The following is an 18,012-nucleotide window of genomic DNA, read 5'->3' as shown; positions in this document are numbered from 1 at the left end:
ATTTGTTCTAACATATAGATATTTCAAGAAATTATGGTAACATAGGGAATGTTACTAGTGTGTTTGGAGAAAGGGGCACTTACATTGAGTAAACAGACAAACGTTTATTCTGATGATTCGATTCAAGTCTTAGAAGGCCTTGAAGCAGTTAGAAAAAGACCAGGTATGTATATAGGAAGTACAGACGCAAGAGGCTTACACCATCTTGTTTTTGAAATAGTAGATAACGCTGTAGATGAAGCATTAGCAGGATTCGGAACAAAAATCACTGTAAAAGTACATAAAGATAATAGTATTTCCGTAATGGACGAAGGACGTGGTATGCCAACTGGCATGCACCGTACAGGTAGACCTACACCAGAAGTTATTTTAACGGTATTACACGCTGGTGGTAAGTTCGGTCAGGGTGGTTACAAAACCTCAGGTGGTTTACATGGTGTTGGTGCTTCAGTAGTTAATGCTTTATCCGAATGGTTAACAGTGACAATCCATCGTGAAGGATCGATTTATCAGCAAACATTTCGAAATGGCGGCGTAGCAGACACCGATTTAGAGACGATCGGAAAAACAAGGAAAACAGGTACGATTATCCATTTCAAACCTGATTCAACTATTTTTTCGACCACAACATTTCAATATGATATTCTAGCAGAAAGATTACGTGAGGCTGCATTTTTATTAAAGGGATTAGAGATTATTTTAGAAGACGAACGACAAGACGAAACAGCTTCATTTTGCTATCCTGAAGGACTGAAATCGTTTGTTACTTACTTAAACGAAGAAAAAGATGCACTTCACTCTGTCGTTTCCTTCGAAGGAGAACAACAGGAATTGGAGATAGATTTTGCTTTTCAATTTAATGATGGGTATGCCGAAAACATGCTATCATTTGTTAATAATGTCCGAACAAAAGATGGTGGTACGCATGAATCAGGAGCAAGAACTGCTATTACTAGAGTCTTTAATGAATATGCCCGAAAAAATAATCTGTTGAAAGAAAAAGATAAAAACCTTGAAGGTAATGATATTCGCGAAGGTTTTACAGCGATCGTTTCTGTCCGCATTCCAGAAGCGAAATTACAATTTGAAGGACAAACTAAAGGAAAATTAGGTACTTCAGAAGCTCGTTCTGCCGTTGATGCTGTTGTGTCAGAGAATTTAGCTTATTTCCTTGAAGAAAACCCAGACACCGCCTCCATGCTATTGAAAAAAGCTGTTCGAGCCAAAGAAGCAAGAGAAGCTGCACGCAAAGCGCGTGAAGAAGCGCGTTCAGGTAAAAAAAGGAAAAGAAAAGATGCTTTATTAAGTGGTAAGTTAACACCAGCACAGTCTAAAAATGCTGATAAAAATGAATTATACCTTGTCGAAGGTGATTCAGCTGGTGGTTCAGCAAAGCAAGGACGTGATCGTAAATTTCAAGCTGTATTGCCTTTACGAGGTAAGGTTATCAATACAGAAAAAGCTAAATTAGCTGATGTATTAAAAAATGAAGAAATTTCGACGATTATTCATACGATTGGTGCTGGTGTTGGTGGTGATTTTAATACGGAGGACATCCAATATGATAAAATTATCATTATGACAGACGCTGACACAGATGGGGCACACATTCAAGTACTATTACTTACCTTTTTCTATCGTTATATGCGACCTCTAATTGAAACAGGAAAAGTCTATATTGCATTACCACCCTTATATAAGATCTCTAAAGGAAAAGGTAAAAAAGAAGAGATTCACTATGCATGGAATGAAGAAGAAATGCAAGAAGTGACCAAAAAGCTGAAAAACGGTTATATTTTACAGCGTTATAAGGGACTAGGCGAGATGAATGCTGATCAACTTTGGGAAACGACAATGAATCCAGAATCAAGAACATTAATACGAGTTACTATTGATGATCTTGCTCGTGCAGAACGACGTGTAGCTACACTTATGGGAGATAAAGTTGCGCCCCGAAGGAAATGGATTGAATCCCATGTAGCATTCGGCTTACAAGAAGATGCAAATATTATGGATAATGAAAATATCCATACGTAAGAGGAGGAAGTACAGTTGACATCGTCAATCGAAAATTTTCTTGATTTACCTTTAGAAGAGGTGATCGGCGACCGTTTTGGTCGTTATAGCAAATATATTATTCAAGATCGTGCATTACCAGATGCGCGTGATGGATTGAAACCGGTACAACGCAGAATTCTTTTTGCGATGTATGAAGAACGAAATACATTTGATAAACCGTTTCGTAAATCGGCAAAAACAGTTGGTACAGTAATAGGGAACTATCATCCACATGGAGATAGTTCTGTTTATGAAGCTATGGTACGTTTAAGTCAAACGTGGAAGTTACGGAACGTGCTTGTTGAGATGCATGGAAATAACGGAAGTGTCGATAATGACCCACCAGCAGCAATGCGTTATACGGAAGCGCGACTTTCTAGTATTTCTTCTGAGTTGCTACGAGATATTGATAAAGAAACCGTTGATTATGTGCCAAACTTTGATGATACCATTAATGAACCGGTAGTATTACCAGCACGTTTTCCTAATTTACTTGTCAATGGTTCAACAGGTATATCAGCAGGTTATGCTACTGATATACCGCCCCATAATATAGGCGAAGTCATTGATGCAGTAATCAAACGAATGGACAACCCAGTTATTACGATTAAAGAATTAATGAAAGTGCTGAAAGGCCCTGATTTTCCCACTGGTGGCATTATCCAAGGCGTTGAAAATTTACAACAAGCTTATGAGACTGGTAAAGGAAAAATTGTCGTTCGTGGTAAAGCTTGGATTGAGCCAATCAGAGGGAATAAAGAACAAATTGTTATTGATGAAATCCCTTATGAAGTAAACAAAGCTGCACTCGTTAAGCGTATGGATGAATTACGTATTGATCGAAAAGTAGAAGGAATTGCAGAAGTTCGTGATGAGACGGATCGCACTGGCCTACGTATCGTAATTGAATTGAAAAAAGATGCGAACGGCGAAGGTATTTTACATTACTTATACAAAAATACAGACCTTCAAGTAACGTATCATTTCAATATGGTTGCGATTAAAGATAAAACACCAAAATTATTAAGTCTAACGGAATTACTAGATGCGTATATTGCCCACCAAAAAGAAGTGATGACAAGACAATCAATTTTTGATTTAAAGAAAGCACAAGATCGTTCCCATATCGTTGAGGGATTAATTAAGGCGATTTCTGTTTTAGATGAATTAATTGCTACGATTCGGGCTTCTAATGATAAACAAGATGCAAAACGACGGATTAAAGCAGCATTTGATTTTTCGGAAGCACAAGCGGAGGCAATTGTTAATCTACAGTTATATCGCTTAACAAATACAGACATTACGTCACTACAACAAGAAGCAGAAGAATTGCAACAGAAAATTAACGAGTTGCAAGCGATTCTAGATGATGAAAAACAGTTAATAGCTGTTATCAAGTCAGATCTTAAAGAAATCAAAAAGAAATATAATAGTCCCCGATTAACAAAAATTGAAAACAAGATTGAAGAACTAAAGATTAATTTAGAGGTAATGGTGGCAAGTGAAGATGTCTTAGTATCTGTTACTAGAGATGGCTATGTGAAACGAACAAGTTTACGTTCCTATGCCGCCTCGAATGGTGAAGACCTAGCAATTAAAGATGATGACCATTTGGTTGGACTCCATGAAATAAACACGACAGACACGGTGCTTCTATTTACAAATAAAGGGAAGTATATCTTTGCGCCAGTTCATACGTTACCTGATATAAGGTGGAAGGATTTAGGTCAGCATATCTCTAATATTGTTTCCATTAATAAAGGAGATTATATAATTAAAGCTCTCCCAATTAGATCTTTTACAGAAGGTTATCTCGTGTTTGTTACTAAAAATGGCATGATCAAACGGAGTGAGCTTGCTCTATATGAAGCCCAACGGTATTCAAAAGCTCTAGTTGCTATTAATTTAAAAGGTGACGATGAATTAATAAATGTGGAACAAACGGATGGCAATGCTGAAATATTTATTGCTTCAAATCGTGGCTTCGGACTTTGGTACAGTGAATCAGAAGTTTCTGCGATGGGACAACGTGCAGGTGGTGTAAAGGCGATTCAATTAAAAGACGATGAATTTGTAGTGAATGGTATAACATGTAAACCAGCCGAAACGGCAGTACATTTGGTTGCGGTTACCCAAAGAGGTGCAGCGAAGCGAATGAACATAAATGATTTTGACAAGATGTCTCGTGCGAAACGTGGACAGGCGATGCTACGAGAATTAAAACAAAAACCACACCGTATTGTAGGGTTCTTGATGGTAAACGAAACAGATGTGGTACAAATGACTACAGCTAATGGGAACGCGCAAACGCTTTACCCAATGGAATTGAGTGTAAGTGATCGTTATAGTAATGGCTCCTTTGTTTTAGATACAGATGAAAAAGGTAATGTTGTGAATGTGTGGAAACAAGCGAATTACACGAAACCTTTTGAAGAAGAGTTATTAGATTTTCATTAATAAATAAAGCGATGAGTTGCTCTATAAGAGTAAGCCTCGCTTTTTTATTAGCTTTAATAATAGAAAGTAAGCAACTTACTTTTGATTCGAAGTAATACGTGCTATGATTTCTATACAATGTATAGATTAGCTTATAATTTTTAGTTAATTGTATAATGTACTGGTAACTATTTAATTTAAGAAGACTAACGACATACAACTAGACTAAATAAACGTAAGGAAATGAATATGAGAGATTATCATGTAGATGTTATTCAATATAGGGGCGATTATCGTTCCTTTGGTTTTGAGCAAGGAAAATGGTTAAAAAATATGCCGATTCACTCCATATATACGAATAAAGAAGCGATAAAAAATCCTAGATATACAGTAGATCAAGCGAAAGCAATCGATTGGATTAAATCTTTGTTCCCACAATTTTTAGAAGAAATCAAAGGTTTAGCCGAAGGGTTGGAACTTTCTTTTGAAGAAGCTATCTTTCATTTTAGTGGCTATCAACAAGAATGGGTTCGTTCTGGATGTACTATTCTAACGGGAGACCATTTTCTTGTTCGTAATTATGACTTCCACCCAAAAACATATGAAGGCAGATTTGTTTTATATCAACCAAAGCAAGGATATGCAACAATTGGGCCTTCGCAACGAATGGTAGGACGAGCAGATGGAATGAATGAGACAGGATTAATGACGGGTTACAATTTCGTTAACCGACGTGGTGCTGGAGATGGATTCATTCCCACTATTATCACTCGGATGATTTTGGAACAGTGCCAGTCAAACGAAGAAGCGATTGCTTTATTAAAAGAAGTACCTCATCGCGTAGCGTTTAATTATGTGATAGCTGATCGATTTGGCAATAGAAATGTCATTGAAGCGACTTCGGAAGCTGTCCGCGTCAAAGCGGATACCATGAGCACGAATCATTTTGACCTTTTACATCAATCAAATCGTTACCATTTGGCCGACTCCAAACGTCGTATGGACATCTTAAGAGAAAAGAGTAATCCTGCTTCTAAACAAGCGACATATGAGTTATTAAATAACAAAGAAAAAGAAGTGTATTCCGAAAAATATTTACAATCGGCTGGCACGTTGCACACGACTATCTATGATAGAGAGACACTTGAAGGCGGAATCGGACTTGGTCATAATCGCCCACCTGTTATCTTTTCATTTAAAGAATGGTTAAAAGGGGACAATACCTGGGTCAAAAAAATTAAAGGTAAACTCAATACAGATGCCCACATGCCTTATATGGATGGGTTGAAACAAGATGCATAATTAAAAGAAAACCTCCAATACTAACAAAAAAGATTGGAGGTTATTTTAATGCCTGAAAGACCAGAAAGAAAAGCTGGCAATACACGATTATCAAAAGAAGAAGAATTACGTATTGAACAACGTGCACTAGAAGAAACAAGAGAACAAATTGAAGATGGTTATATGGCTGGTACGATTGATCATGAGATCGACTAAATAATAAAATTTCTTAGTTAAAGTTAAAAAACATAAATTTGTTTAAAAAAAGCGCAAAAGTTCTAGCATTGTGTAGACTTTTGCGTTTTTAATTAAACTGTCACCAACAGGATAGCATTAAAATATCCCCGTCATTTCTTAGGAAAAGTATAAGATATAGAAGCAGGCAATTGATCGAACCCTCTAGCTATAGTGTTTGCTGCATGACTATCCGATCCAGGAACTAAAGCTATTCCCATTTGATCTGCTATTTCCATTAAATTTTGTGGTGGATACATCTTTCCACAGTCCGCTTTATATAATCCTGCTGTATTGGCATCTAATGTATAATTATTATTTTTAATCAACTGTAATAATTGCATGTAGTTATCCTGATAGTTTTTTAGCGGAGGATATTTTTTGGCAAATTTTTCAATTAAGCTAATGTGGCCAATTCGGTTCGGCTTATATTTGCCAAGATCAGCTTCTATACTAGCAGCTACGGTTTTAAAATAAGCCTGATAAACCTTATCGACAGAACCAAATTGCACAATAATATTTGCGAAATTCTCTAAACTATAATCTAAACAAACAAATGAACCATCCGGCGCTTGTAGCATGTGCACGGATAATATCCCATCACCCATTTGTTCACCATATGTATCTAAAAATGTTTTTGTTTCTTTTTCGAAGCCTATAATGTAATCCAATTCAAATCCAACGTATATGTTGATTTTGTCTTGATAACGTTTTTTTAATCGATTGCCCTCTGCAAAATACTTCTCCAAATCCTCCGTAAGCATGGCACTATCTTTTGTCGGTGTAGGATCAGTAAAAGCTTTTGGAAATGGGGCGTGTTCAGTAAAACTTATCGCCTTTAGCCCCTTATTTATCGCTGCCCGTACATAATCTTCCATCGAATCAGTCGTACCATGTGGACAATAATTCGTGTGAATATGAAAGTCTCCTGGTTGCTGCACATCACATCCCTCCTAATCTTATTCTACCTTAAACTTACTAGCAGAAAAAGCGCAACCTCCTTTTGAGACTGAAAATGACACCAATATTAAATCTGTTTTATTCAAGAACATTTACAACTATTGAAATAGAATCGAACGAAGTCTTATAAAAATTAATTAATAATTTGGTCTATTACAGTATTGGTTATGAGAAAGTACAGTATTATTTCTTTTGTATTTATTGATTTTGTATAGCAGTTATTTACACTGTTGATATTTATGTCGGTACGTTACTGTTCTTTCCATAAGTAGTGATAAAGTTTTATAGACATTCGCCTCATTTGAAAAATGTAACTTGATAAGGCGAGTAATTGCAAACCGTTAAGAAGTTAGACTAAACCAGGTACGTACTCTTTAACGTCTAACTTGTGCCCAAAGCTCGATCCTACACAACGCGAGTATACTCTTAATTGCGATGGTAATGTTCTCATCACTAATTCATTACTGAAAAATACTTTTGTTCCAACTTTTATTGATGAAAACATGCATATGCAAGTATCTCCTTATCTATACAATTATGGCAGAGAGAAAGATAGCTCGATTTCATACATGTTATACTGGTCAGTAGATTATATAATCGTTTGCTAGATATAAGAGGTTTTCGTTGACTTCTCCCCAATTAACATGATAAGGTTATAACAATAAAAATACTTTATCTAAGTAAAATGGTAGTGTGATAAAGTTACAGTCGGAGGTGTGTATGTTGTTTTTACCTGAAGGTAGCCAAGATGAGACTGGAGAAATATTAGATAATAAAGCAACAACATCAGCAATATTTCGTGAAATTGCGCAAGCGAGGAATTTTAAAGCAATTGCTACGCCTGTGGTCGAATACGCAACTACGTTTACGAACAAACATGTAGGCATGAAGCTGCATCGGATGTTGAAGTGGTTTAATCGTGATGGAGAAATCGAGGTTCTTCGAGTGGATTGGACGACAGCGATTGCTCGTGCCTTAATGAAACAACAATCACCACAAACGAAGTGGTTTTATGAAGGATCTGTCTTTCGAAATGACAAAGATGGTATTGAATCAAAACAGGCTGGAATTGAAATTATTCGAACGGAAGCCTTTTTAGGAGAAGTGGAGAGTCTACTGACAGCAGTCGCTTATTTAAAAGAATTAGGCATTTCTAATTATTTGATTGAGTTAGGACATACAGGGATCTTTGATGAAATAGTTGCTTCACTAAATTTAGATGAGGCAGATACAAAAAAATTACGAGAAGCAATGCATGATAAGCGTAGAGATATTGTTTATGAAATTGCTTTAGCTCATGGGACTGAAAAACAAGTAACACAATTAACCCAATTAGTTGATGCTTATGGATCGGTTACTGAATTACGAAATTATCAATCTATATGGAAAGATAATCCTAAACTCACAAAAATTTTAGACCATCTCATTGAATTAGCTAATTTATTAGAACAAAGTGGTGTTGACGAAGTAATTATTGATTTAGGGCGTGTGAAAAATTTACCGTATTATTCTGGAACGATGTTTCGAGGGTATGTCAAAACTGACGGTGAAACATGTTTCTCTGGTGGACGGTATGATAAATTATATGAACAATTTGATGAGAAAATTTCAGCAGTCGGTTTAGCATTTGATGTGGATGTATTAGCCAAACATTTGCAACAGGTGCAAGCAAAACCACACATTTGCATCTTAGCAGATTCAAAGACACATGTGCAGGCAGAACAATTAAGAGCAAGCTATTCAAATGCTGTAGTAGATATTCAATATGAGCAAGTAGCTGCCGAGCAGTACGACAAAATCGTTACCGTAGATGACGAAATAATTTTTTCAAAAATAGGTGATTAGCTATGAAACCAACGATTGCGTTAACAAAAGGAAGGTTAGAAAAACAGTTTATCGCTTTTTTAGAGTCGATTGATTTTGATGTAGAGCCTTTAGTAAATAAAGGACGGAAATTACGTGTAGAAACCGATACATTACAGTTTATTTTTGCCAAAGGTCCTGATGTTACTACCTATGTGGAACATGGGATCGCTGATTTAGGAATTGTTGGTGGAGATATCTTAGCGGAATTTCAGCCTGATGTCTATAATTTATTCCCCTTACCATTTGGCCATTGTCGGATGGCGGTAGCAACGGAGCAAGGTCAGGTATGGTCGAATCAAAAGAAAAAAATTGCGAGTAAATATACCGGAATTACGAAAGAATTTTTCAAAGACAAAGGTGAATCCGTTGATATTATTAAATTAGAAGGATCTGTTGAGTTAGCACCGATTCTTGGTTTAGCCGACGCAATTGTCGATATTGTTGAAACAGGAACCACACTAAAAGAGAACGGATTAGTTATTAAAGAAGAGTTCTTTTCATTCAGTGCACGGTGTATTGCCAATCGTTCCTCACTTAAAATTAAACGAGCAGAGCTGACACCAATTATTGATATATTTCAAAAGCAGGGGGGAAATTTATGATACCTACATACCAAATCCAAGCATTTCGAGATAATTTTATTAACAAAAATAGGCGTAATCAGACGGATGAACAGTACAGACAGGTTGCCAAAGAAGTGATTGATGCTGTTCGATCTGAGGGAGACAAGGCATTAACCAAATATGTTGAAAAATTTGACCGATTTGTTCCTGCTAACTGGGAAGTGACAAAAGATGAACGCGCACAAGCATGGCAACTAGTAGATCAAACAACGATTGAAGCACTAAAAAGAGCGGCAAGTAATATTCGTGATTTTCACCAAAAACAACTACAAAATTCTCGTTTTATGCAAACAGATGATGCGATTATTTCGGGGCAACTATTTCGTCCGATTGAGCGAGTTGGCATCTATGTTCCAGGGGGGACGGCTTGTTATCCATCATCGGTGTTAATGAATGCGATTCCTGCGATTCTGGCAGGTGTAGAAGAAGTAATTATGGTTACTCCGGCTCGGAATGGAGAAGATATTGCTCCTATTTTATCTGTTGCAGCGGATATCGCAGGCGTGACACGAATATTTAAAGTTGGTGGGATTCAAGCGATTGCGGCTTTAGCATATGGGACACCTTCGATTCCAAGTGTAGATAAAATTGTTGGGCCCGGAAATGCGTATGTCGCTGCGGCGAAGTCACTTGTATTTGGTGATGTTGGGATAGACATGATTGCTGGTCCATCAGAAGTAGCAATTATTGCTGATGAATCTGCTGACCCAACGTTTATTGCGTCAGATTTAATTGCTCAAGCCGAGCATGATACGAATGTGCGTGCTTGTTTATTCACTACTTCGGAAAAAATAATTGCAGCAACCAAAGAAGAAGTAGCTAAACAATTGGAGACGTTACCTCGAAAAGACATTGCGCAAGCGGCTTTAACAAACCAAGGCGCAGTAGTTCTTTGCGATAATCTAGAGGAAGCTTTTGACTTGTCGAACCAATTTGCACCGGAACATTTAGAGATTCACTTAGATAATGCGCTAGCGTATGTAGGCAAGATTAAAAATGCTGGTTCTGTCTTTTTAGGACACTATACGCCAGAATCATTAGGCGATTACTATGCTGGACCAAATCATGTCTTACCGACATCCGGTACGGCTCGCTTTTCATCTGGTTTATCTGTTGATGATTTTATTAAAAAAACAACGTTTATTTATTATTCGGAACAAGCATTATCCCAAGCTTCAGAGGACGTGATAACCATTGCCAATGAAGAAGATTTAATTGGACATGCTAGAGCAGTAGAAAAAAGACAAAACAAAGGTGGTGGCAAATAAATGCGAAAAGCAAACAAAGCAAGGAAAACAAATGAAACGGCGATCGAAGTAGCTGTTAGCCTGGATGATCCAGAAGTGGTTTCTATTCAAACAGGTGTGGGGTTTTTTGATCATATGTTAGAGTTATTTGCTCGCCACGGTAGAATTGGCTTAACAGTGAAAGCTAACGGTGATTTACATATTGATAGTCACCATACGGTTGAGGATGTCGCCATTGTACTAGGGCAAGTGATTCGAGAAGCACTTGGTGATAAAAAGCAAATTACTCGTTATGGTACTGCCTATGTACCAATGGATGAAGCTTTAGGATTTGTTTCATTAGATATTAGTGGTCGACCTTATCTCGTGCTAGATGCAGTATTTGATAATCAAAAATTAGGTGATTTTGATACTGAATTAGTTCGAGAATTTTTACAGGCATTTGCTGTACAAGCTGGGATCACGCTACATGCTCGTGTGTTGTACGGAATCAATACGCATCATAAGATTGAAGCTATTTTTAAAGCTTTAGGTCGGTCTTTTGCACAAGCTATTACCATTGATCCTTCCATTAATGGGGTCAATTCCACAAAGGGGCTAATCGAATGATTGCAATAGTAGATTACGGTATGGGAAATACCGCTAGTGTAAAAACGGCTTTGCAACGATTGGGGTATGAAGTTGCTATTACGGATAATCCTGCCGTTTTAGAACAAGCCTCTCATATTATTTTACCTGGCGTGGGCTCTTTTCAAGCGGCTGTAGAAGAAATTGAAAAAAGAAATCTAAAAAATGTATTAATAAAGTTAGCAAATGAGAAACCACTACTTGGTATTTGTCTTGGCATGCAATTGCTATTCACAACCGGCTATGAGAATGGAATTACACAAGGGTTAGACCTAATTCCCGGGGACATTGAAAAAATAGAAACGCCTTATTTATTGCCTCATATCGGTTGGAATGCCTTGCATGTGCATCAAGAGGAATCGACTTTTGCCACATTCCAAGATCAACATGTGTATTTTGTCCATACCTATGCGGCAAACACAGATGACACTTATGTGGTAGCTACGGCAGAATATGGACCAGAAGTAACTGCGATCGTTAAAAAAGGAAAAATATACGGCATTCAATTTCACCCCGAAAAAAGTGGGGAAGTAGGACAGCGAATTTTACAAGCATTTTTAAAAGGGGTGGAACAATGAAAATCATTCCAGCAATCGATTTAATTAATGGAAAAGGCGTTCGCTTATACCAAGGGGATTTTAATCAAACCGAAGAAGTAGCAAGTGATCCGTTAAGCCAACTACAGGCATTTATTGCTGACGGTGCTGAGCTAATTCATATTGTGGACTTAGATGGTGCTAGGTACGGAGAAGAAAGAAGGCAATATCAATTAATCGAACAGATCTGTGAACAAGCAACTGTGCCGATTCAGATTGGTGGAGGTATTCGCAGAATGGATACAGTTGATAAATTAGTAAGCGTTGGTGCTGATCGATTAGTACTTGGTACCGCCGCCATTGAAGATACGTCCTTTCTTCAAGCAGCTGTAGCAAAATATCCTTCAAAAATTGTCGTTGGTATAGACGCAAAGAATGGGAAAGTTGCAACCCATGGCTGGGAAAATGTATCAGAAGTAGATTATATTACATTTGCGAAAGAAATGGAGCAACTTGGTGTTCAAACGATAGTCTTCACTGATATCTCAAAAGACGGGACGATGTCAGGTCCAAATGTTGAAGCGTTACAAGAAATGAACGAGGCTGTATCATGTAAAGTTGTTGCCTCTGGTGGTATCAAGGATAACGAAGACATTGCAGTGTTGGCTGAGGTTGGTATTGAAGAAGCGATTGTAGGAAAAGCAATTTACCAAGGTGCAGTTACCTTAAAAGGAGCAAAACAATGATCGTTAAACGAATTATTCCTTGTTTAGATGTTAAAGAAGGAAAAGTAGTTAAAGGTACTAACTTTGTTGGTTTACGGGAATTAGGTGATCCCGTGGCCATGGCACAAAATTATTCCAAAGCAGGAGCAGATGAAATTATTTTCTTGGATATATCTGCAACGAATGAAGGTCGCAATACCATGGTCGATATTGTAAAGGAAACAGCACGCGAAGTATTTGTCCCTTTCACAGTCGGTGGTGGCGTTCGCAACATCGATGATGTCACAAGATTACTACAAGCAGGAGCCGATAAAGTCGGCATTAACTCAGCTGCCGTTCATCATCCAGCATTAATTACGGAAGGAGCCAATCGTTTTGGTTCTCAATGTATTGTCGTTGCCATTGATGCGAAAAAATTTGCTGATGGTTGGCATGTGATGATAAATGGTGGATCAAAGGATAGTGGCTTAGATGCATTAGAATGGGCAAGAGAAGTCGAAAAAAGGGGAGCAGGCGAAATTCTATTAACAAGTGTTGATACCGATGGTGTAAAACAAGGCTTTGATTTAGCCTTAACACAAGCTGTTGTTAATGCTGTTCGTATTCCTGTCATTGCATCGGGTGGAGTAGGTCAACCAGAACATTTTCCAGAAGTATTCAAGAAAACCGATGTATCAGCAGGCTTAGCTGCTTCTATCTTTCATGAAAATACCTTTTCAGTCGCCGAAGTAAAAGCAAAATGTAAAGAACAAGGAGTGAATATACGTGAAGCCTGATTTTTCAAAAGGACTCTTACCAGCTATTATCGTTGACGAAGCGTCGAAAGAAGTGTTAACACTCGCTTACATGAACGAAGAATCTTATCAAAAAACATTAGATACGAAGGAAACGTGGTTTTATTCACGTTCAAGGGATGAATTATGGCACAAAGGCGCTACCTCGGGAAATACGCAGCAAGTCGTTTCCATGACTTTGGACTGTGATCAAGATAGTTTAGTCGTTTACGTGAGACCAAACGGACCAGCTTGCCATACGGGAGCTATTTCGTGTTTCCATCATACCGTGTATCAAGACGAAACAATAAACCAATCAAATCAAGTCGATATTATCGATCAAGTAATGGACGAAATCGACGCACGTAAACAAGAACCAGTTGAGAATTCTTATACCAATTATTTATTTGATAAAGGTATAGATAAAATTTCGAAAAAAGTGATTGAAGAAGCTGGGGAAGTTGTCATTGCCGCTAAAAATCAAGAAAATCAAGAACTTGTAAATGAAGTCAGTGACTTGTTGTATCATACCTTTGTTTTAATGCGTAATCAAGGCGTCTCGTTGGAAGAAGTAAAAGAAGAACTAGCCAATCGAAGTTTAACAAAAGGGAATAGTAAAGGTGAGCGCCCAGAAATTAAGAAGTGGTAAAAAGCTTCTTAATTTTCTCACATATAGTGTACATAATATTATTATGATAAATAGATGAAATAATTATAAAATGATCCTTACTTAATAGGTTAGATTTTTATCATTAGAGATAGATAAATGGTTACAATTCCAGAGGGAAAATAAAAGTGTATAAAAGCTATTGACGAAGTATACGTTTGTCCATCAAAAATGTAAACTTAAATTTTGGATTTCAATTTAATCTTGAATTGTAACCCTTTACATAAACATTATAAATGTGGTATACTAATTTCAAAGAATATATTTAACTTATGGATTGTTACTGATTAGCAGGCGAAACCTAAGTTGCTGTTGAGTCGGAAGTGTTTTATTCTGATTCTTTAAGTAACTCAGGTTTTTTTATTACCTTGAGCATGGTGTTAATATATTCATTTTTCTTCCACATATTCAGTGGAACATCAAATAATTATATGAGGTGATAGTTATGTCAAACGTATTTCCAGATGGATTTTTATGGGGTGGCGCAACCGCTGCTAACCAAGTAGAAGGTGGATTCCATGAAGGTGGAAAAGGACCAAACTTAGCGGATGTACTCCCAGGGGGTAAAGAAAATAGATTGAAGCTGTTGTCAGATACCGGCTTTGATTTTGAAATGGATACAGATAAATATACGTATCCAAACCACGAGGCAATTGATTTTTATCATCGCTATAAAGAAGATATCGCATTATTTGCGGAAATGGGATTCAAAACATTTCGTATGAGTATTGCTTGGTCTCGAATTTTTCCAAAAGGTGATGAATTAGAGCCAAACGAAGAAGGACTTGCCTTCTATGATCGTGTATTTGATGAGCTTGCAAAATATGATATTGAGCCATTAGTAACAATCGCACACTACGAAACACCACTTCATTTAATTAAAGAATATGGTGGTTGGAGAAACAGAAAATTAGTTGAATTCTTTGAGCGTTATGTAACGGTAATTTTTAATCGCTACAAAGATAAAGTGAAATATTGGTTAACATTTAATGAAATTAATGGTGCAACTCATATGCCGTTATTTGGACTAGGTTTCTCACCAGAAAATGAAGAAACACGTCTGCAAGATAGCTTTCAAGGGCTTCATCACCAATTTGTTGCAAGTGCTAAAGCAGTACAATTAGGACATGAAATCATTCCTGGTTCACAAATTGGTTGTATGTTACTTTATGCACCAGTTTATGCTTATGACAGTAATCCTGAAAATGTACTTTATGCAAAGAAAGAATCACTTCTCTTTAATAATTTCTGTGGTGATGTACAAGTTCGTGGAGAATATCCAAACTTTATTGACCGCTATTTCCAAGAAAATGATATTAACATTGAAATGGAAGATGGAGATCTTGCATTAATCAAAGAAGGAACGGTTGATTTCATTTCATTAAGTTATTACATGTCTCGTACAGATAAGAAAAATAAAACACCAGAAGAGCTTGGCCAAGGTAACTTAATTGGTGGCGTAAAAAATCCATTCTTAGAAGCAAGTGACTGGGGATGGGAAATCGATCCAAAAGGACTTCACATTGCATTAATGGAATTATATGGTCGTTATCAAGTGCCGTTATTCGTAGTAGAAAACGGATTAGGTGCTTATGATAAAGTTGAAGAAGATGGTAGCGTGAATGACGACTATCGTATTGATTATTTAAGAGAGCACATTAGAGCAATGGGTGAAGCGATTAAAGATGGCGTTGAATTAATGGGTTACACTGCTTGGGGATGTATTGACTTAGTAAGTGCATCTTCTGGCGAAATGTCTAAACGTTATGGCTTCATCTATGTAGACAAGCAAGATGATGGTAGCGGTTCTTTCGATCGTAGTAGAAAGAAATCATTCTACTGGTACAAAAATGTAATTGCTACAAATGGTGAAGAACTGTAAAAAATAATGTACCTGTTACATCCAATGGACAACAGTCTTATTGGTGTAATAGGTGTTTTTTATTATTAAATTACATCCAAACATTTTACAATAGGAAGGCATCATTATTGTGCCAGCACCGATCCATGTTTGGAATACATTAACCTCTGTATCATATCAGATCCAGCTCACAAAAAAATGTCTGACTTTATGTATTTATAAATTTTAGACCAAAATCCCCTCAATAGCTATTGTAAGCTGAATAGAGCATTTACCAATAAAATCACTTCTAGTCTTTTCCATATTCCGCTTAATCTTTTCCATCAATGGTTGGTAAGCAGTAATAAATCTTCATTTTATTACTATCAGCCAGTAATTTTCCTGTTAAATCTTTCCCCCTTCGAACTTAAAAATGTAATGATTCTTACAATTTTTAAATAGAATATTTAGAAAAAAATAATTAAAAATACATTTTTTATAAAAAAATAGGTTGTAATTTCCTTGGTAATAAATGATAATAAAGATGTTTTTAATAGATTAATAGAATTTTCTGCAATTATTTCTATTGCATAATTTTTTGTTCATCTTTATTTTCTGTTTTTTAATTTGAGGGGGTTAGTTATGAATTTTATTAAGCGTGGTTTATTAAGTATTACAAGAAAAAAAGGAAAAGCTTTGATTTTATTAGCTGTTATTTTTATTCTTGGTAATGTCATCTCAGGGTCTATCTCTATTCAGCAGGCCACAGGGAATGTAGAAAAGAATATTAAAGAGAAATTAGGGGCTGCAGCAACGGTTGAGCTTGATTATAAAGCATTAGAAAATATGGATGAAGAAGAACAAATGAGCATAGAAATTGCTGACCTAGATCTAGAATTAATTAAGCAAATTGGAGAAATTTCTTATGTGAAATACTATGACTATAACATGTCTACTTGGTTAGGCTCAGAGAGTCTTCAAAGTTATCAAGGTGAAGAAATGGATGATGCGGGAGTAGAAGTGGTAGCGGATGGAATGAGTCCAGATTTTATGTTAAAGGGGATTAACTACGCACCCGTTCTTGATTTTGAGGAAGGAATAGGTAATTTAGTTGAAGGACGTATATTTGAATCACAAGAAGTAGAAAACGGTTCCAGCGTTGCCATTATATCTAAAAAAATTGCCGAGAAAAATGATTTACAGATCGGGGATAATTTTACCCTTACGAATAGTGTTATGGACTATGATGAAACAACTGGAGAAGAAAAGGTAGCAACTTCTCGTGATGTGGTATTAGAAGTGATTGGATTGTTTGAACCTGCTTCTGCAAATGTAGAGCAGAGTGAAGAAGACGCTGAAATGCTGGATTTCATGGACATCGATTATCAAAATACGATTTATGTTCCTAATGAAATCATTAGTAATGAATCACGTTATCAATCAGAAGAATATATGAAAATTGATGAAGAATATGCGGAGATGGTTGAAGCGGAGGGAACAGACTATTCTGATATTTATACACCTATTTTTGTATTAAAGAGTCCAGAAGATAGTGTGGCATTTGAGGAAGAAGTTCAACCGTTATTACCGGAGCTCTACAAAGTAACGAATGCTGGTGATCAATATGATTCAATTGCTGCTCCAGTTGAATCAATGTCTAAATTAGCAGGTTATGTGTTAATTGTTGCCGTAAGTGCTACTGTATTGATAATTGGTTTGGTTGTTTTACTATTCTTACGAGATCGAAAACATGAATTAGGAATTTACTTATCCTTAGGCGAGCAACGGGCTCGTGTGGTTGGTCAAATTCTTATCGAAGTAATGGTTGTAGCTGTGATTGGGATTACCTTATCGCTATTTAGTGGAAACTTCTTAGCACAAGGTATATCTAATACGTTACTTAATGCAGAAGACACACAAATGGAAGACGATATGATGTATTACAGTGAGTTACAAGCTTATCAAAATAATATAACAACGGATGATGTAGTGGAATCTTATGAAGTAAGATTGGATTCTAGCTATATATTAATGTTTTATTTAATAGGGTTATTGACTATTTTAGTATCAACGATTATTCCATTGGTCTATATTGTCCGATTAAATCCAAAAAAAATAATGATGTAGTAGAGGTGAAAT

15 protein-coding genes are annotated in these 18,012 nt (G+C 36.6%); 14 read left to right on the top strand and 1 reads right to left on the bottom strand.

Annotated elements, in window-relative coordinates:
* Nucleotides 1–48: 48 nt before the first annotated feature.
* The 4 genes from parE to DES48_RS02105 all read left to right on the top strand — a co-directional run bounded on the left by parE (nt 49) and on the right by DES48_RS02105 (nt 5,991).
* Entirely contained in the window at nt 49–2,037 is a 1,989-nt protein-coding gene (gene parE, locus DES48_RS02120; RefSeq protein ID WP_113866463.1) for a DNA topoisomerase IV subunit B, read from the top strand.
* Nucleotides 2,038–2,052: 15 nt separating this feature from the next.
* Nucleotides 2,053–4,515 (top strand): DNA topoisomerase IV subunit A, encoded by a 2,463-nt coding sequence (gene parC, locus DES48_RS02115; protein ID WP_113866461.1) that lies wholly within the window; start codon nt 2,053–2,055, stop codon nt 4,513–4,515.
* 228 nt (nt 4,516–4,743) lie between these two features.
* On the top strand, nt 4,744–5,796 hold the full coding sequence (locus DES48_RS02110; RefSeq protein ID WP_170126148.1) for a C45 family autoproteolytic acyltransferase/hydrolase: 1,053 nt from the start codon (nt 4,744–4,746) through the stop codon (nt 5,794–5,796).
* Nucleotides 5,797–5,844: 48 nt separating this feature from the next.
* A complete protein-coding gene (locus DES48_RS02105; RefSeq protein WP_113866457.1) occupies nt 5,845–5,991 on the top strand; it encodes a DUF4025 domain-containing protein in 147 nt (48 codons plus the stop codon).
* A gap of 131 nt (nt 5,992–6,122) precedes the next feature.
* Here DES48_RS02105 and hisJ read toward each other — a convergent pair whose 3' ends face one another.
* Complete coding sequence (gene hisJ, locus DES48_RS02100; RefSeq protein ID WP_113866455.1) at nt 6,123–6,950, bottom strand: histidinol-phosphatase HisJ; 828 nt, start codon at nt 6,948–6,950, stop codon at nt 6,123–6,125.
* A gap of 739 nt (nt 6,951–7,689) precedes the next feature.
* Here hisJ and DES48_RS02095 point away from each other — a divergent pair.
* The 10 genes from DES48_RS02095 (at nt 7,690) to DES48_RS02050 (ending at nt 18,000) form a co-directional block, all read left to right on the top strand.
* On the top strand, nt 7,690–8,814 hold the full coding sequence (locus DES48_RS02095; protein ID WP_245911258.1) for an ATP phosphoribosyltransferase regulatory subunit: 1,125 nt from the start codon (nt 7,690–7,692) through the stop codon (nt 8,812–8,814).
* A 2-nt stretch (nt 8,815–8,816) separates the two neighbouring features.
* Nucleotides 8,817–9,437 (top strand): ATP phosphoribosyltransferase, encoded by a 621-nt coding sequence (hisG, locus tag DES48_RS02090; RefSeq protein WP_113866453.1) that lies wholly within the window; start codon nt 8,817–8,819, stop codon nt 9,435–9,437.
* Entirely contained in the window at nt 9,434–10,726 is a 1,293-nt protein-coding gene (gene hisD, locus DES48_RS02085) for a histidinol dehydrogenase (RefSeq protein WP_113866451.1), read from the top strand. The genes hisG and hisD overlap by 4 nt, the downstream gene beginning before the upstream one ends.
* Nucleotides 10,727–11,314: an imidazoleglycerol-phosphate dehydratase HisB gene (gene hisB / locus DES48_RS02080; RefSeq protein WP_113866449.1), complete on the top strand. Its 588-nt coding sequence runs from the start codon at nt 10,727–10,729 to the stop codon at nt 11,312–11,314. It abuts the gene before it with no gap.
* Nucleotides 11,311–11,910 (top strand): imidazole glycerol phosphate synthase subunit HisH, encoded by a 600-nt coding sequence (gene hisH / locus DES48_RS02075; RefSeq protein WP_113866447.1) that lies wholly within the window; start codon nt 11,311–11,313, stop codon nt 11,908–11,910. The genes hisB and hisH overlap by 4 nt, the downstream gene beginning before the upstream one ends.
* Complete coding sequence (gene hisA / locus DES48_RS02070) at nt 11,907–12,614, top strand: 1-(5-phosphoribosyl)-5-[(5-phosphoribosylamino)methylideneamino]imidazole-4-carboxamide isomerase (RefSeq protein ID WP_113866445.1); 708 nt, start codon at nt 11,907–11,909, stop codon at nt 12,612–12,614. Before hisH ends, hisA begins: the two co-directional genes overlap by 4 nt.
* Nucleotides 12,611–13,369, top strand: coding sequence for an imidazole glycerol phosphate synthase subunit HisF (gene hisF / locus DES48_RS02065; protein ID WP_113866443.1), 759 nt, complete (start codon nt 12,611–12,613; stop codon nt 13,367–13,369). Before hisA ends, hisF begins: the two co-directional genes overlap by 4 nt.
* Complete coding sequence (gene hisIE, locus DES48_RS02060) at nt 13,359–14,015, top strand: bifunctional phosphoribosyl-AMP cyclohydrolase/phosphoribosyl-ATP diphosphatase HisIE (protein WP_113866441.1); 657 nt, start codon at nt 13,359–13,361, stop codon at nt 14,013–14,015. Before hisF ends, hisIE begins: the two co-directional genes overlap by 11 nt.
* A gap of 463 nt (nt 14,016–14,478) precedes the next feature.
* A complete protein-coding gene (locus tag DES48_RS02055; RefSeq protein WP_113866439.1) occupies nt 14,479–15,915 on the top strand; it encodes a glycoside hydrolase family 1 protein in 1,437 nt (478 codons plus the stop codon).
* 600 nt (nt 15,916–16,515) lie between these two features.
* Nucleotides 16,516–18,000 carry an ABC transporter permease gene (locus tag DES48_RS02050; RefSeq protein WP_113866438.1) on the top strand — a complete coding sequence of 495 codons (1,485 nt, stop codon included), beginning with the start codon at nt 16,516–16,518 and terminating at the stop codon, nt 17,998–18,000.
* Nucleotides 18,001–18,012 lie beyond the last annotated feature (12 nt).

The organism is Paraliobacillus ryukyuensis, assembly GCF_003315295.1.
Taxonomy (GTDB): Bacteria; Bacillota; Bacilli; order Bacillales; family Amphibacillaceae; genus Paraliobacillus; species Paraliobacillus ryukyuensis.
This window is presented reverse-complemented; position numbering and strand designations above follow the sequence as displayed.

Coding starts and splice junctions, on each gene's coding strand:
- parE (WP_113866463.1), top strand. CDS start 49: ATGTTACTAGTGTGTTTGGAGAAAGGGGCACTTACATTGAGTAAACAG.
- DES48_RS02110 (WP_170126148.1), top strand. CDS start 4,744: ATGAGAGATTATCATGTAGATGTTATTCAATATAGGGGCGATTATCGT.
- DES48_RS02105 (WP_113866457.1), top strand. CDS start 5,845: ATGCCTGAAAGACCAGAAAGAAAAGCTGGCAATACACGATTATCAAAA.
- DES48_RS02095 (WP_245911258.1), top strand. CDS start 7,690: ATGTTGTTTTTACCTGAAGGTAGCCAAGATGAGACTGGAGAAATATTA.
- hisG (WP_113866453.1), top strand. CDS start 8,817: ATGAAACCAACGATTGCGTTAACAAAAGGAAGGTTAGAAAAACAGTTT.
- hisD (WP_113866451.1), top strand. CDS start 9,434: ATGATACCTACATACCAAATCCAAGCATTTCGAGATAATTTTATTAAC.
- hisB (WP_113866449.1), top strand. CDS start 10,727: ATGCGAAAAGCAAACAAAGCAAGGAAAACAAATGAAACGGCGATCGAA.
- hisH (WP_113866447.1), top strand. CDS start 11,311: ATGATTGCAATAGTAGATTACGGTATGGGAAATACCGCTAGTGTAAAA.
- hisA (WP_113866445.1), top strand. CDS start 11,907: ATGAAAATCATTCCAGCAATCGATTTAATTAATGGAAAAGGCGTTCGC.
- hisF (WP_113866443.1), top strand. CDS start 12,611: ATGATCGTTAAACGAATTATTCCTTGTTTAGATGTTAAAGAAGGAAAA.
- DES48_RS02055 (WP_113866439.1), top strand. CDS start 14,479: ATGTCAAACGTATTTCCAGATGGATTTTTATGGGGTGGCGCAACCGCT.
- DES48_RS02050 (WP_113866438.1), top strand. CDS start 16,516: ATGAATTTTATTAAGCGTGGTTTATTAAGTATTACAAGAAAAAAAGGA.